Consider the following 13,204-nt stretch of genomic DNA (forward strand, 5'->3'; position numbering starts at 1 on the left):
GAACCGAGCGAGTCAGACCCGCTCGGCGAGGCCCGGATAGTCGAGGACGAATCCGTCGTCGTCGACGGTCACGGTCGCGCTCGACACCGGCGAGAGCACATGGATCCCGTCGGCGCCGCTGCTGTAGGTGAGAATCGCCTCCTGCACGAGCAGATCCGGAACCCGCACGTAGACAACCGGAACCTGCACGTCCTCGGTGGCGTGCGCAAGCCCGAAACGGCGGATCGGCAGGGTGTTGAAGAGCGGGCTCAGCACCACGTCCACATCCAGCGCACCGCCGAACATGGACCGCACGTGAGTGCCGCCGGCATCGACGAGCCAGTAGTTCTCCTCGTCCCGGGCGATCGAGGCATGCCGTTCACCCGAGGCGACGGTACTGCGCAGCGACAGCCGCTTCGTGCGGCCCACCTCGTCGGTGACCAGGTCGTAGGACGCGCTGAACGCGGGATGTTCACCACAGCCCCCGGCGATGATGCGACCGGAGGCACGGATCCGGTTACCGGTGAGGACCACGCGGACCGATTCCATCCGGGACGCGTCGTGCGCGCGCCAGGTGAGCACCGCCGGCCAGCGGGGCGCCGCGGCCTCGCTCGCCTGGGCGGTCTCGGAATTGCCCTGGGCTGGCTTACTCACCCCTCTACCGTAGGTGACAACCGGGCTCGCGGTGTGGTCGCGGCGCGCGAGTTGTTCACCCGCGCTACACCAGTGATTCGCGCCACGCGGTGTGCAGCGCCGCGAAACGTCCGGTCGATGCGATCAGATCCGCGGGCGTACCGTCCTCGACGATCCGCCCGGAATCCATCACCAGCACCCGGTCGGCGATGGCGACGGTCGACAACCGATGCGCGATGATCACCGCGGTCCGCCCGCGCAGCACGGTCTCGAGCGCGCGCTGTACCTGCCGCTCGCCCGGAATGTCGAGGCTCGAGGTGGCCTCGTCCAGCACGATCACCGCGGGATCGGCCAGGAAGACGCGAGCGAAGGCGACGAGCTGGCGCTGACCGGCCGACAATCGCCCGCCGCGTTTGCGCACATCGGTGTCGAAGCCGTCCGGCAGCGACTTCACGAAGTCGTACAGCCCGACCGCGCGGGCCGCCACGAACACCTCGGCATCGGTGGCGTCGGGCCGGCCGAGCCGGATGTTGTCGGCGACCGAACCGGAGAACAGGTACGACTCCTGCGTCACCATCGCGACCGCACGGCGCAGGTCCGCGTCGGCGATCGTGCGCAGGTCGATGCCGTCCAGCGACACCGTGCCCGACGAGGGGTCGTAGAACCGCGCGATCAACTTGGCCAGGGTCGACTTTCCGGCACCGGTGGCACCGACCAGCGCGACGATCTGACCGGCCTCGACGGTGAGCGAGAATCTCGGCAGCACCGACCGCGCGGGGTGAGCCGCGCTGCCGGACACATCGTCGCGGCTCGGGTAGCCGAAGACGACATCCGTCAGGCTCAGTTCACCTCGCGGGCGCTCGAGCGGATGCGGGGCGTCGGGTTCGGCCACGCTCGGCCGCTCCTCCAGCACACCCGATACCCGCTCCAGCGCGGCCGCCGCGGACTGATAGGAGTTGAACACCTGGGCCAATTCGTCCAGCGGGCCGTAGAACTGCCGCAGGTACAGCAGGAAGGCCGCGAGCACACCGATTTCGGTGTGGCCGTGGATGACTCGCCACGCACCGACGACCAGGATGACGACGTTCGTCACATTGCTGATCAACCGAACCAGGCCGATGTAGGCCGCCATCCCGTGCAGCGCAGTGATATTCGCGGCTCGGTATTCGGCATCGGAATCGACCAGAATGGCCTCGTTGCGCTCCTCGCGCCGGAAGGCCTGCACCGCACGGATTCCGCCCATGGTCTCGACGAAATGCACGACCACCTTCGCGATCGCGCCCCGGGTGCGGCGGTAGCCGGCGCGCTGGCGCCGCTGCGCCCAGCGCGTCACGAAAACCAACGGGACGAAACCGAGCAGCACCACCGCGGCGAGCGGAATATCGAGCCACAGCAGGATCGCGGCGATCGTCACCACCGACAGCACGGCGCTCAGCGCGTCGTTGAGCGCACGCTCGAGCAGATCCTCGAGCGATTCCAAATCACTGGTGAGCCGCGCGACGATCTTGCCGGAGGTGTAGTTCTCGTGGAAATCGATCGAGAGCCGCTGCACGTGCGTGAAGACCCGCAGCCGCAGATCGAACAGCACCTGCTGGCTCAACCTGCCGGAGATGCGCAGGAAGAGGAAGGTCGTCACGCCACCGAGCGCGGTGCAGCCCAGAATGCCGCCCACGGCCAGTGCCAGCGGCAACCAGTCGCCGTCGAGCGCGCGCCCCACCCCGGTGTCGACGCCGTGGGCGACGAACAGCGGCGTCGCCACCAGGGCGGCGTTGTCGATCACGATCAGCACCAGCGCAGCGGCCGCCCACCTGCGGTAGGGCCGGATCAGCGACCACAGCAGGTGGCGCGACCGTGCCGCCAGAGCGAGGTTGACCGCATCGGTCTGCTCGCCTTCCTCGGCGGCTACACCCCGCCAGTCGGCCTCGGAATCGGCGTCGACGCGCAGGATTTCGGCTGCCTCGTCGTGCGCCGCGGCGCCCGGGCGGTCGGTGATCGTGCCCACCCGGTCAGTGTTCGTGCGCGAAGCTGCGTCCTCGCTCGGGTTCTCCGGCATCGAGCTCACCTCCCATCAATTCCCGGTAGCGCGAACAGGTTTCGAGTAGTCGTTCGTGAGGTCCGTCGGCGATGATGCGGCCGCCGTCGAGGACGGCCACCCGGTCCGCCCAGGCCGCGGTCGACGGGCGGTGGGCCACCAGCAGCACGGTGGCTCCGGCCAGCGCCTCGCGCAGCCGCACCTGGACCTGTTCCTCGGTGCTCACGTCCAGGGCGGAGAGCGGGTCGTCCAGGACCACGATGTGCCCGCCGGAGTGTTTCTGCCGGTCCAGCACGGCTCGCGCCAGCGCCAGCCGCTGCCGCTGCCCGCCCGACAGGCTCATGCCCTGCTCCCCGATCCGGGTGCGCAGGCCCCACGGCAACTCGTCGACGAACCGCGCGGCGCAGGCCACCTCGAGTGCGGCGCGGATCCTCTCCTCGCCGGCGTCGGGATAGCCGAGGATGATGTTCTCCCGCACGCTGGCCGAGAACAGCACCGGATCCTCGAAGGCCACCGAGACCTGCGACCGCAGATCCGACAGCCGCATCGAGCGCACATCGATTCCGTCGATCGTCACCGCGCCCGCCGCGACGTCGAACAATCGCGGCACCAGGCCCAGCAACGCCGACTTACCGCTGCCGGTGGCGCCGACCACCGCGACCGTCTCGCCCGGCCGCAGCCGCAGCGAAATGTCGTGCAGCAGATCGCGGTCGGCGTCCGGGAAGCGGAAACGCACCCGGTCGAAACGCAATTCACCACGCAGCGGCCGCGGCGGGGCGACGGGATGTTCCGGATCGGTGATCTCGACGGGTGTATCGATCACCTCCCAGAACCGTTGCGCCGCGGTGCGGGCGTGGTTCATCTCGGCCAGCAGGAAGCCGAAGCCCATGATCGGCCACTGCAGGTAGGTGGTCAGTGTGATGCCGGCGACCAGGGCGCCGACCGTCATCGCCTGTTCGGTGAGCAGATACCCGCCGACGGCGAGTGCGGCCGCGATACCCAACGCGGACAACGTGTTCAATGCCGTCCACAGCCGTGCGGCCAACCGTACCTTGGCGAGCTCGAGGGTCTGTAGTTCCCGCGCCTCGGCGCGGAACCGGCGTCCGAACCACGGGCCGCGGCCGAACGCCTTCAGCACGCGGATACCCTGCGCGGACTCCTCGACCGTCGTGGCGAGATGCCCGGACTGGTCCTGCGCGCGACGCGAGGCGCGACCGTAACCCTGTTCGAATTGCAGTGCGAGCAGGACGAGCGGAACCGCGATGAGCAGTTCGATCAGCCCGATCTCCCAGCTCAGGACGAACAGCAGTGCCACGCCCACACCCAGCGTCGCACTCAGTGACAGCAGCGAGGGCGCGACGAAGGCGAAGAAGCGCCGCAGGGTGGACATGTCGGTGATCGCGCGCGAGGTGAGCTGCCCCGACTCCATCCCGTCGTGCACGCCGACCGAGAGCACCTGCAATCGCTGGAAGAGCTTGCCGCGCAAGGACACCTCGAGCCGGCTCGCCGGCGCCGCGATGATCCACCGCCGCCACCACGAGGTGACCGTGCTGAGCACCGCCAGCCCCACGACCAGCCCGATCGGCACCCAGATGCCGCCGAAATCCCGCTGCGCGACCGGGCCGTCGACGATCCGCGCGGTGACGAACGGCAACGCGATATCGCACAGCATGCCGAGCCCCGACAGCACCGCACTGCCGAACAGCGCCGCCCGATAGGGCCGGATCTCCGGCCACAGACGCCGCAGCGAACCCGCGCCCGTCACTCGGGCGCCGAAGTCTTCGTCGACCGTTCCGGTTCTGTCGTCCTCCGAATCGGATACGGTCTCCGTCGTAGCGACGGACACAACAATCCCCCTTCGCCAGGTCGTCTTTCGCCGAATCGATCACCACCGCACCGCCCCGGCCCCCGACCGAGCGCGCGTACGACCTTCCAGATTGCCAGCGCTCCCGCCGCCCGCCAACCGATTTTCGACCGCTACGCCGCTGCGCACGCCCGAACAGCACAGCCGCTCCTCAAAGGTCCCGCCGTCCGGTCCACTTTCCGCGACAGTGCACAGTGGTGGGTCTCGGCCCGCCTCTATTTTGGAGCGACGGAGGGAGGGAGCGCAGCGACTGACCGGAGGAGTGAAAAATCGAGGCCCAAGGGGCCGAGACCCCGCCGGAGCGAAGCGGAGGCCAAAAACACAGCCAGTGCCTCACCGGATAGTCCGCCTCCAATACCGCACGCCCCCGCACACATCCGACGAACATCACCCACTGACTGCTGACGTCGCCGACCTGCTCGAGTAACCTCCACACCCGGGCCCTTCGCGACCGCGCCGGTGCCCGACGGGGATTCGGGCGAAAGGACCACCGGCTGTGAACAACACGCGGATGGTCGGGTTGTTCGCCGGAATCGGGGGTTTGGAACTCGGGCTGAGCGCCCACGGCTGGCATACCGAACTGCTGTGCGAGATCGATCCCGGCGCACGCGCGGTCCTGTCGGCCCGCTTTCCCGAGGTCGAAACCCATGCTGATGTCACCCGCCTGCGCGCGCTGCCCGCGGGAACCGAATTGGTGGCGGCCGGATTTCCCTGCCAGGACCTCTCGCAGGCGGGACGGACGGCGGGAATCACCGGCGAGCGTTCGGGTCTGGTCGACGAGGTGTTCCGGCTGGTTCGCCGCAAGCGCGGTCCGCGCTGGCTGCTGATCGAGAACGTCCCGTTCATGTTGCAGCTGGGACGCGGGCAGGCGATGCGGCACATCACGGCCGCGTTGGAGGAGTTGGGCTACACCTGGGCCTACCGAGTGGTCGACGCGCGCGCGTTCGGGCTGCCGCAGCGGCGGCAGCGGGTGCTGATGCTGGCGTCGCGGTCGGAGGATCCGCGGCCGGTGCTGTTCGGCACCGATGCGGGGCCGCGCACGATCGGCGATCCCGAGGTGGACCCCTGTGGCTTCTACTGGACCGAGGGGGTGCGCGGACTGGGCTGGGCGGTGAATGCGGTGCCGACGTTGAAGGGCGGGTCCGGGCTCGGTATCGCGAGCCCGCCCGCGGTCCGATTGCCCGCCGGTGAGATCGTCACTCCCGGAATCACCGATGCCGAACGGCTGCAAGGCTTTTCCCACGACTGGACCGCGCCGGCACTGGCCGCCGCGGGGGTCCGTCCGGGACATCGGTGGAAACTGGTCGGCAATGCGGTGAGTGTGCGGATGGCGTCGTGGATCGGATCCCGCCTGGCCGCCCCCGCCGACGGGGTGGCCGCGGAGTACGCGCCGCTGACCGCGCATCGCTGGCCGGCGGCGGCGTGGGGCCATGCCGGTAAGGCTTACCGGGTCCCGGTGTCGACATGGCCGGTGCACGAGCCGTACGAGGATCTGCGCTGGTTCCTCGACGATGCCCGCCTGCTGTCGGCGCGCGCGACCGCCGGTTTCCTGCGCCGTGCCGCGCGCGGCACGCTGCGCTTCCCGCCCGGCTTCATCGCCGATATGGAGAACCACCTGATCCGCATGGGAGGCCTGCCGCGGGAGAGTCCGGGTGTCCCGTACGTCTCGGCGGCGGTGTGACGTGTCGAATCGGTCACCGAATCGGGCCCCGGGAACACCGGCCCGCGGGTGGACGCTGTAAGGGTTGTGCATGAGTTCCGGCCGTCCCGTCACCGACGCGGTGACCAGTGCCCGGATGGCCCGGCAACGGCGCACGGGTACCGCCCCGGAGACCGCGCTGCGTACCGAACTGCATCGGCGGGGCCTGCGGTATTTCGTGGACCGGGCTCCGCTTCCGGGTCTGCGCCGCCGCGCCGACCTGGTGTTCCCGCGTCGCAAAGTGGCGGTGTACGTGGACGGGTGTTTCTGGCACCGCTGCCCCGAACACGCCACCTATCCGAAGAACAACGCCGAGTGGTGGGCGGAGAAATTGGCCGGCAATGTGGCCCGCGACCGCGATACCGATGCGCGGCTCACCGCCGCGGGCTGGCTGGTGGTGCGGATCTGGGAACACGAGAATTCGGTCGCCGCCGCGGATCGGGTGCAGTCGGCTTTGTCCGGGCGATAGACCATGATGGAAGTGCAGCCGACATTGCAGCGGGAATACGGCACTTTCCGAACGTGGGCGATGACGTGAAACGAGGGCAATGACGCCGAGCGGGCCGCACGATCGTGCGGCGGACGAATCCGGTGCGGTCGCCGTACTGGATCGAGACCACGCGCCCGTGCGCGTGCGGTTCCGCCTCGTCCGCTCGATGATCGCGGCCGCCGTCGCCGTCGCGGGCGTCTGCTATTCGTCGTGGATCCTGGAGTTCGTCCTGCCGATCCATCTGAACCCGATCAGGTCGTTCCTCAGCGAATTGGATGCCGAGGGCCGTCCTTTTCGCTGGGTGTTCGATCTCGGTGACACGATCGCCGGTTCGCTCACCCTGATTTCCGCGGTCGCGGCGATGTTCGTCTTCTCGCGGCGACGTCTGTCGACCGTGGGCTGGGTGGCGCTGGGCTGTTTCGGCGCGTCCACGATCGCCGATGCGCAATGGCCCTTGCACACCTGCTCGGCGCCGTGCCCGCCGTCGGACAGCGGCATGTTTCCGCAATTGCACCAGATTCACGCGCTGACCAGCACGCTGGCGGTCACGTCGATATTCGTGGCGATGATCGCGTTCAGCGTCGCCGCCTTCCGCTATCGGCGCTGGCCGATTCTGCGGCATTCCGGATTGTGGATCCTGATCATCGGCTCGACCGCGACCGCCTGGATGCTGATCGCCGACAATCTGCCGGGCAATTACGCACTGGGCATCGCCCAGCGCATCCAGGTCGGATCCATGTCGCTGTGGCTGATCGCGCTCGCCGTGCAGATCTGGGTCGCGCAGCGTGCGATCAGCGGCGACGGGCGGAAGCACGCACGGCCTCCGGCTCCTCGTTCCCCAGCATGACCAGCGAGCGGGGCGCCGATTCCGCCACCGCGCCCGCGATCGCCATGGCCGCGAAGGTGGCCAGCATGACGCCCATTACCAGTACCTCGACAACTGTGCTCATATACCCACGGTGACAGCGTCGACTGGCATGCATTTGTGCGGAACTTGGGTAAAGCCTGAGAATGCCGGCTAACCCACCGAGACGGTGACGGTGTGCGTTGTGGTGCGCGCCGGGAGCGCCCCGGTGTCGACCCGCAGGATTTCACCGGTGTCCTGGCGGCCGTCCGGCAGAATTTTGGGTTTCAGGCCGAAGGGCGCCACGCTGCCGGTGCTTCCGGCCAGGCCGAAATCGCTGTCGTCGGAGATGTAGAGCGTGCGGCCGCCGTCGGTGGTGGCGACGCCCTCGATTTTGTCGTGGCCGAAGAATCCGCCGGCGGGATTCAGTCCCGCGACCAATCCGGCGAGGTCCAGGTTCGATTTCTTCGCGACCGGGGTGATTCCGGCCTTGCCGAGCGCGGCGATCCCGTCGGCGGTCGATACCTTGCCGACATAGGTTTCCAGCGGTGTGTCACCGACGAGCAGCCCGAGATTCGGGTCGTATCGGTTGCCGGGCACATTCGCTCGGGGTCCGATATCGGTGGCGCCGTTCAGATCGATCGTCCACAGCTTCTTGTTCGCCTCGGGCGCGAGTTCACCGTCGCGTTCGTCCACGAGAAAGGTGTGGTCGTCGAGTGCGGTGATTTCGGAGACGGCGAGTTTCCGTTTCGGATCCTCGAGCGGATAGACGAATTCGGCGACGGCGCGGGTCTGCAGATCCACGGTGACGATCCGGGTCATCGGCACTTCCCGCGCGGAATCCACACCCGGTGTCTGCAAACCACTTTGAATCACGCCGACCAATCGCCGGCCGTCCGGTGTGACGGTCAGGCCCTCCATTCCCTGATTCGGCGTTCGCATCGTCAGTTCCCGCGGCAGGCCGGAACCCGGTGCGAGACGCTCGATTTCGGTGCCGGACGCGTCGAAGTGCACGAGGAACGGACCGTATTCGTCCGAGACCCAGAAAGTGCCGTCGGGCAGGGCGACCAGCCCCTCCGGGTCCAGGCCGTGGTCGATGGACGGCAAGGTGTGGCCGTCCAGGTCGCGCATGGTCTCCCCGGTCGACGCGGCGGTGTCGACCAGTCCGTTGAAGCCGACACCCGCACGGTTCTTCAGGTCGATGGTGGATTCCAGTACCGCGCGCGTCCCGGTCAGCCGGAACTTGCCGATCTTCGGCACGAAATTCGGGATGGGAACGAGCTTTTCGTTCTTGCCGGGCCCGTCGACGTTCGGGCCGCGGTCGGTGAGCCCGTAGAACTCGTCGGCCGACCCCGGCACCGGTGTCCACGCGGACCCGAATCCGCTGCCCTGCACCGTGGTGCCGCCGAAGTCGCCGAGCGGCGCGATATCGGTGGTATAGAGGTGCACCGCATCGGAGGTGGTCACCGTGAAGGTGTCCTCGCCCTGGTAGCCGGGCTCCGGCGTGTAGCGCAGGGAACCGTCGGCGGTGCGGTCGAGGCGGCCGTGCGCCGGTGTGCCGAAGGCGACGGCCGCGCCACCGCCCGTGCGGGCGGACAGGTCGTCGAGCGATACGGTCAGCGGCCGGTCCCGGTCGGTGCGCCATTGTGGTTCGCCGCCGCCGGACGAACAGGCGGCGGCCGCGCAGAGTACGGCGCCGGCGAGGGCGAATCGGAGCAGATGACTGGTTCCCACCGGTGATACCTATCCTGCCGAGTCGACGATCAGCTGTCGGGAACCTGAACAGTTATCCGACGGCAATCGAGTTCGCCCAGCGAGCGTTCCCAGCGCTGGGTAGGGTCAGCCGGGTGACCAGCGAAGCGCCGGAATCATCCGTTCCCGTCGACCTGCTCGAAGCCGTGCACGCGGCGACCGAGTCCCTGGTCGGCGCGGTGGAAGCGTTGCACGACAGCGATATCGCCGAACCGTCACTGCTGCCGGGCTGGACTCGCGGCCATCTGCTGGCCCACCTGTCCCGCAATGCCGACGGACTGGTGAACCTGCTGCTGTGGGCCCGCACGGGCATCGAAACCCCGCAGTACGCAAGCCAATTGCTGCGCGACTCCGATATCGAGGCCGGTGCGCCGCGCCCGCTCGCCGAGCAGCTGAGCGACCTGCGCGCGTCCGCGGATCGCTTCCTCGGCCTGGCCCGGGCCATGCCGCCGGAACGCTGGCAGTACCGGGTGCGGGCGCGCACGGGTAAGGAACTGGCCGCCGCGGTGGTGCCGTGGTTACGCCTGCGCGAGATCGAGATTCACCACGTCGACCTGAACATCGGCTACCGGCCCGCGGACTGGCCGGCCGCCTTCGTGGCCCGGATGCTGCCGGAGGTGTCCGCCGGATTCGACCATGCGGCCTCTGCCCACCGCCCCGCCGATGCCAAGCCGATGACCTCCGACCCGGATCAGCCACCGCCGCCGAGCTTCACCCTCGTCGCCACCGATACCGATTTCACCGCCAAGGTGGGCCCCGACCCTTCCGACACCATTTCCGGGCCCGCAGCGGAGCTGCTGGCGTGGTTGATCGGCCGCAGCGACGGCGTGGGGCTCACCGGATATCTGCCGAATCTGCCCGCGTGGTTGTGAGGCGCCGGACTCACCGATCCACACGTCCCGGAACCTCGAGCCGCTCGGCGAGGAAATCCAGCACGCGGTGCAGCGCGGCCTGAGTCGGTTCGCCCGGTTCGTCGATGAGATGTTCGGTGAGCACCGAATGCGCGCTCAGCACGCCGTCCGGATTGGCGGCGGCGTCGTCGAGTTCGATGGCGATGAACGCGTCGCCGAGCTGTGCGCGGAGGAAGTCGAAACGCTCGGCCGGTGAGCGACGGTCACCGCGAAAGCGCAGGCCCATCACGGAAAGCCCTGCGGCACATCGCTGTTTGATGCGGTCGAGATCGTCGGGTGAGACGTCGATCGAGCTCTTCTGCCGCGCGGTGAAACCCAAAGGCAGACCCGGCTGGGAGAGCACCGGTGCGACCAGCCGATCGTCCACAGCCATCCCCAGCGCGAATCCCCCGGTGAAACACATCCCGACGGCGCCGACTCCGGGCCCGCCGCACCGCCGATGCTCGGCCTCGGCCAGCGCCCGCAACCACTGCACCACCGGTGAGGTGCGCCCCGTCGCCAGCACCACGAACTCCCGGCTGACACAGATCGGCCCGAACTGACCGGCGATATTCGCCACCGCGGCGAGAGTGCCGTGCGCGGCGGGATCCGGGTCCCGCCCCGGATTCCCGTACAGATGCGGCACCACCGCGGTGCAGCCGATGCGCGCCACCCGCCGGGCGAAGTCGAAGACATCCGGCGAGATGCCCGGGAATTCCGCCATGACGATCACCGCGGGCCCGCTGCCCTGCCGAAAGATCGTGCGGGACTTGCCCTCATGAGTGAAAGTCGCGTGTTCGAAATCGTGAAGATCGTCGTCTGCCATGGCCGGCCCTTTCTCGTTCGGGCCCTCACTTTCGGCCGGCCACCCCCGCCGGGTCTTGAAAAAATGTTCCCCAGGCTCGGTAGCGGTGCTGCCCGATCGGGGTGTGCGTCTCACGTGCCAGCGTGCCCGGCGTGCGACCGGCGAAACTCGCGATCTCCCGGGACATGTGCGCCTGATCGCTGTACCCGCAGGACGCCGCGACATCGGCGGCCGGCCGGCCTGCCACCAGCCCCTCGACCGCATGCCGGAACCGCACCAGCATCGCGGCCCGCTTGGGGGTGAGCCCGACCTGCGATTCGAACCTCGTCCACAACCGTTTGCGACTCCAGCCGCACGATTCGGCCACATCGGCGATCCTGACATGACCGCGACTCGTCACGATGTGATTCCACCCGGCCACCACTTCCGGATCCGGCGTGCGATCGGCCCGGAACCGTTGCGCCAGAAACGCTCTCGTAAGCGCAAACCGATCCTCCCAGGCCTCCGCCTCCGCCAGCCGCCCCCGCAACCGCTCCGCCGACACCCCCCACACCTCGTCCAACCCCACGGCAGCACCCAACTCCCCCGGCCCGACCCCGAGCACCGAATACGCCCGCAGCGGCGACATCCGCACCTCGACACACGCCGCCCGCTCCGCCCGAATAGCCGTCAGCCCCCCGGAGAAACCGGCCACCATCCCCCCACTCGCCCGACTGGCCGCCGTCGTCTCCACAACCAGCCCACCCCCACCGAAATCAACCGCCACGGTCACCGCCGGAATCACCGCCACCCGAAGCTCGAGCCCGGCATCGTCACGATCGCGATACCCGAGCATCGCCAGCCCGTCCGCGACCTCACGCGGGCGCACGATCTCCCACCCGGTCGTGCGATCCTCCACCCGGCCAGGGTAAACCGGCTCCGCCGACGGAATACGAAGAAGGCCCCGCCGCAATGCGACGGGGCCTTCTTTCTGCGCGCCCGGAGAGACTCGAACTCCCAACCTTCTGATCCGTAGTCAGATGCTCTATCCGTTGAGCTACGGGCGCAGGTCTTGTTCAGTTGTGTGCCCGGTTACCCGGGCGTGGCGGAGGCGAGAGGATTTGAACCTCCGGTCCCCGTGAAGGGACAACTCATTAGCAGTGAGTCCCATTCGGCCGCTCTGGCACGCCTCCTGGAGCCTTCTTTCGAGGGCGCCGGTCCTTTCGAACCGCCGAGAGGCAAGAGTACAGAGCAACCGGTCAGGACGCAAAACGGCTGGTCAACGTAGGTGACTGTCGAACCAATCGAAGATTCTGGTCTGCGCGTCGATCAACTGCCGCTTCTCCTCCTCGGGAAGCTGCTCGAAGTCGGCCATATCGAAGCCGGGATGGTCCGGGCGGTGATGCAGACCCGGATAGCTCACGACCAGCGTGGCCACCGAAGCGCGCGCCGCCGCATCACGGAGGCGTTCGACGTGGCCGGACGGGTTGACCGGATCGTCGTTGCCGTAGAGGCCGAGCCAGGGAGCCTGCAGCTGTGGTGCGGCGTCGACGAGTGCCGCCGCCTCCGCTGTCAGCGGCTCCACGATGCCGGGTGCCGCGACGCTCACGGCGGCCCCGATGGGCCGGTTCGTGGCGACCAGCAGTGCGGCGGTGCCGGCGTTGTCGAAGCCGAGCACGCCCACGGTGTCGGGGAAGACACCCCGGCCGACCAGCCAGTCGAAGCAGGCGTCGAAATCGGCGAACAGATCCGCACCGAACACCTGCTCGGCCCCGGCGCCGCCCGCGACCGCGGTGGCGACCGCGCCGGGCCCGTCGGATACCCGCGCCCCGACGGCGGCCAGATCGCGGTCGTTGACCGTCCCGGCGCCGTCCCCGTGGCCACCCTGCCGATCGAAGCGGTGGAACAGATTGGGCGCCACCATGATCCAGCCCTCACCGGCCAGCGATTTCATCATTTCCAGCAATACATCGGCAAACTGACGGGACTCGTGGAGTACGACGATGCCGCCGCGCGCGTAGCCCTCCGGCTCGATCACCGTGATGGGCACCCGACCTCCGGTCGCCGGGTCCGGAGCGCCGTCGACCACCTGCCCGCTGTCGCGCAATGGTGCTTCATCTCGATAGATGCCCGACATGAAACCAGGGTAGTTCGCATCCGTCACATTCGGGAGAAGTTGCACGGAAGTACCCATTCCTCGAAAAAATTTCCGACATACCGCCCAGCCGGTTCGGGCC

At 68.4% G+C, this 13,204-nt stretch carries 12 protein-coding genes and 2 tRNA genes; 4 read left to right on the top strand and 10 right to left on the bottom strand.

The features are described 5' to 3' along the window. Positions 1-12: 12 nt before the first annotated feature. From AC5592_RS05055 to AC5592_RS05065, 3 genes are all read right to left on the bottom strand, one after another. On the bottom strand, positions 13-633 hold the full coding sequence (locus AC5592_RS05055) for a putative glycolipid-binding domain-containing protein (RefSeq protein WP_083870521.1): 621 nt from the start codon (positions 631-633) through the stop codon (positions 13-15). A 64-nt stretch (positions 634-697) separates the two neighbouring features. After that, positions 698-2,560 (bottom strand): ABC transporter ATP-binding protein, encoded by a 1,863-nt coding sequence (locus AC5592_RS05060; RefSeq protein ID WP_063063683.1) that lies wholly within the window; start codon positions 2,558-2,560, stop codon positions 698-700. Positions 2,561-2,618: 58 nt separating this feature from the next. Continuing rightward, positions 2,619-4,490 (bottom strand): ABC transporter ATP-binding protein, encoded by a 1,872-nt coding sequence (locus tag AC5592_RS05065; RefSeq protein WP_084506341.1) that lies wholly within the window; start codon positions 4,488-4,490, stop codon positions 2,619-2,621. Positions 4,491-5,019: 529 nt separating this feature from the next. Here AC5592_RS05065 and AC5592_RS05070 point away from each other — a divergent pair. From AC5592_RS05070 to AC5592_RS05080, 3 genes are all read left to right on the top strand, one after another. Beyond that, positions 5,020-6,189 carry a DNA cytosine methyltransferase gene (locus tag AC5592_RS05070; RefSeq protein ID WP_063063685.1) on the top strand — a complete coding sequence of 390 codons (1,170 nt, stop codon included), beginning with the start codon at positions 5,020-5,022 and terminating at the stop codon, positions 6,187-6,189. A gap of 70 nt (positions 6,190-6,259) precedes the next feature. Beyond that, positions 6,260-6,676 carry a very short patch repair endonuclease gene (locus AC5592_RS05075; RefSeq protein WP_036497139.1) on the top strand — a complete coding sequence of 139 codons (417 nt, stop codon included), beginning with the start codon at positions 6,260-6,262 and terminating at the stop codon, positions 6,674-6,676. A 187-nt stretch (positions 6,677-6,863) separates the two neighbouring features. Further along, the gene (locus AC5592_RS05080) at positions 6,864-7,544 is read left to right on the top strand and encodes a DUF998 domain-containing protein (RefSeq protein WP_063920256.1); all 681 of its coding nucleotides are present in this window, start codon (positions 6,864-6,866) and stop codon (positions 7,542-7,544) included. Here the strand turns inward: AC5592_RS05080 and AC5592_RS05085 are convergent. Continuing rightward, positions 7,489-7,647, bottom strand: a complete 159-nt coding sequence (locus tag AC5592_RS05085; protein WP_157121598.1) for a hypothetical protein — start codon at positions 7,645-7,647, stop codon at positions 7,489-7,491. The genes AC5592_RS05080 and AC5592_RS05085 overlap by 56 nt on opposite strands. Before the next feature lie 68 nt (positions 7,648-7,715). After that, on the bottom strand, positions 7,716-9,275 hold the full coding sequence (locus AC5592_RS05090; RefSeq protein WP_063063584.1) for an esterase-like activity of phytase family protein: 1,560 nt from the start codon (positions 9,273-9,275) through the stop codon (positions 7,716-7,718). Between the two features lie 113 nt (positions 9,276-9,388). On the opposite strand from AC5592_RS05090, the gene AC5592_RS05095 reads away from it, so the two are divergent. Continuing rightward, on the top strand, positions 9,389-10,165 hold the full coding sequence (locus AC5592_RS05095) for a maleylpyruvate isomerase family mycothiol-dependent enzyme (RefSeq protein WP_063063585.1): 777 nt from the start codon (positions 9,389-9,391) through the stop codon (positions 10,163-10,165). Between the two features lie 10 nt (positions 10,166-10,175). Here AC5592_RS05095 and AC5592_RS05100 read toward each other — a convergent pair whose 3' ends face one another. The 5 genes from AC5592_RS05100 to AC5592_RS05120 all read right to left on the bottom strand — a co-directional run bounded on the left by AC5592_RS05100 (position 10,176) and on the right by AC5592_RS05120 (position 13,104). Beyond that, positions 10,176-11,009 carry a dienelactone hydrolase family protein gene (locus AC5592_RS05100; protein ID WP_036497136.1) on the bottom strand — a complete coding sequence of 278 codons (834 nt, stop codon included), beginning with the start codon at positions 11,007-11,009 and terminating at the stop codon, positions 10,176-10,178. Positions 11,010-11,034: 25 nt separating this feature from the next. Next, the gene (locus tag AC5592_RS05105) at positions 11,035-11,886 is read right to left on the bottom strand and encodes a helix-turn-helix domain-containing protein (protein WP_232329201.1); all 852 of its coding nucleotides are present in this window, start codon (positions 11,884-11,886) and stop codon (positions 11,035-11,037) included. A gap of 75 nt (positions 11,887-11,961) precedes the next feature. After that, positions 11,962-12,034, bottom strand: a tRNA-Arg gene (locus AC5592_RS05110). A gap of 36 nt (positions 12,035-12,070) precedes the next feature. Beyond that, positions 12,071-12,160 (bottom strand) — tRNA-Ser (locus AC5592_RS05115). A gap of 86 nt (positions 12,161-12,246) precedes the next feature. Then, positions 12,247-13,104, bottom strand: coding sequence for a dienelactone hydrolase family protein (locus AC5592_RS05120; protein ID WP_063063586.1), 858 nt, complete (start codon positions 13,102-13,104; stop codon positions 12,247-12,249). Between the last annotated feature and the right edge of the window lie 100 nt (positions 13,105-13,204).

Origin of the sequence: Nocardia violaceofusca NBRC 14427, from assembly GCF_963869435.1 — a bacterium.
Lineage (GTDB): Bacteria > Actinomycetota > Actinomycetes > Mycobacteriales > Mycobacteriaceae > Nocardia > Nocardia aobensis.

Bases quoted from the DNA above. Each gene is read 5' to 3' on its own strand.
- AC5592_RS05070 (WP_063063685.1), top strand. From the start codon at position 5,020: ATGGTCGGGTTGTTCGCCGGAATCGGGGGTTTGGAACTCGGGCTGAGC.
- AC5592_RS05120 (WP_063063586.1), bottom strand. From the start codon at position 13,104: ATGTCGGGCATCTATCGAGATGAAGCACCATTGCGCGACAGCGGGCAG.
- AC5592_RS05100 (WP_036497136.1), bottom strand. From the start codon at position 11,009: ATGGCAGACGACGATCTTCACGATTTCGAACACGCGACTTTCACTCAT.
- AC5592_RS05080 (WP_063920256.1), top strand. From the start codon at position 6,864: ATGATCGCGGCCGCCGTCGCCGTCGCGGGCGTCTGCTATTCGTCGTGG.
- AC5592_RS05075 (WP_036497139.1), top strand. From the start codon at position 6,260: ATGAGTTCCGGCCGTCCCGTCACCGACGCGGTGACCAGTGCCCGGATG.
- AC5592_RS05085 (WP_157121598.1), bottom strand. From the start codon at position 7,647: ATGAGCACAGTTGTCGAGGTACTGGTAATGGGCGTCATGCTGGCCACC.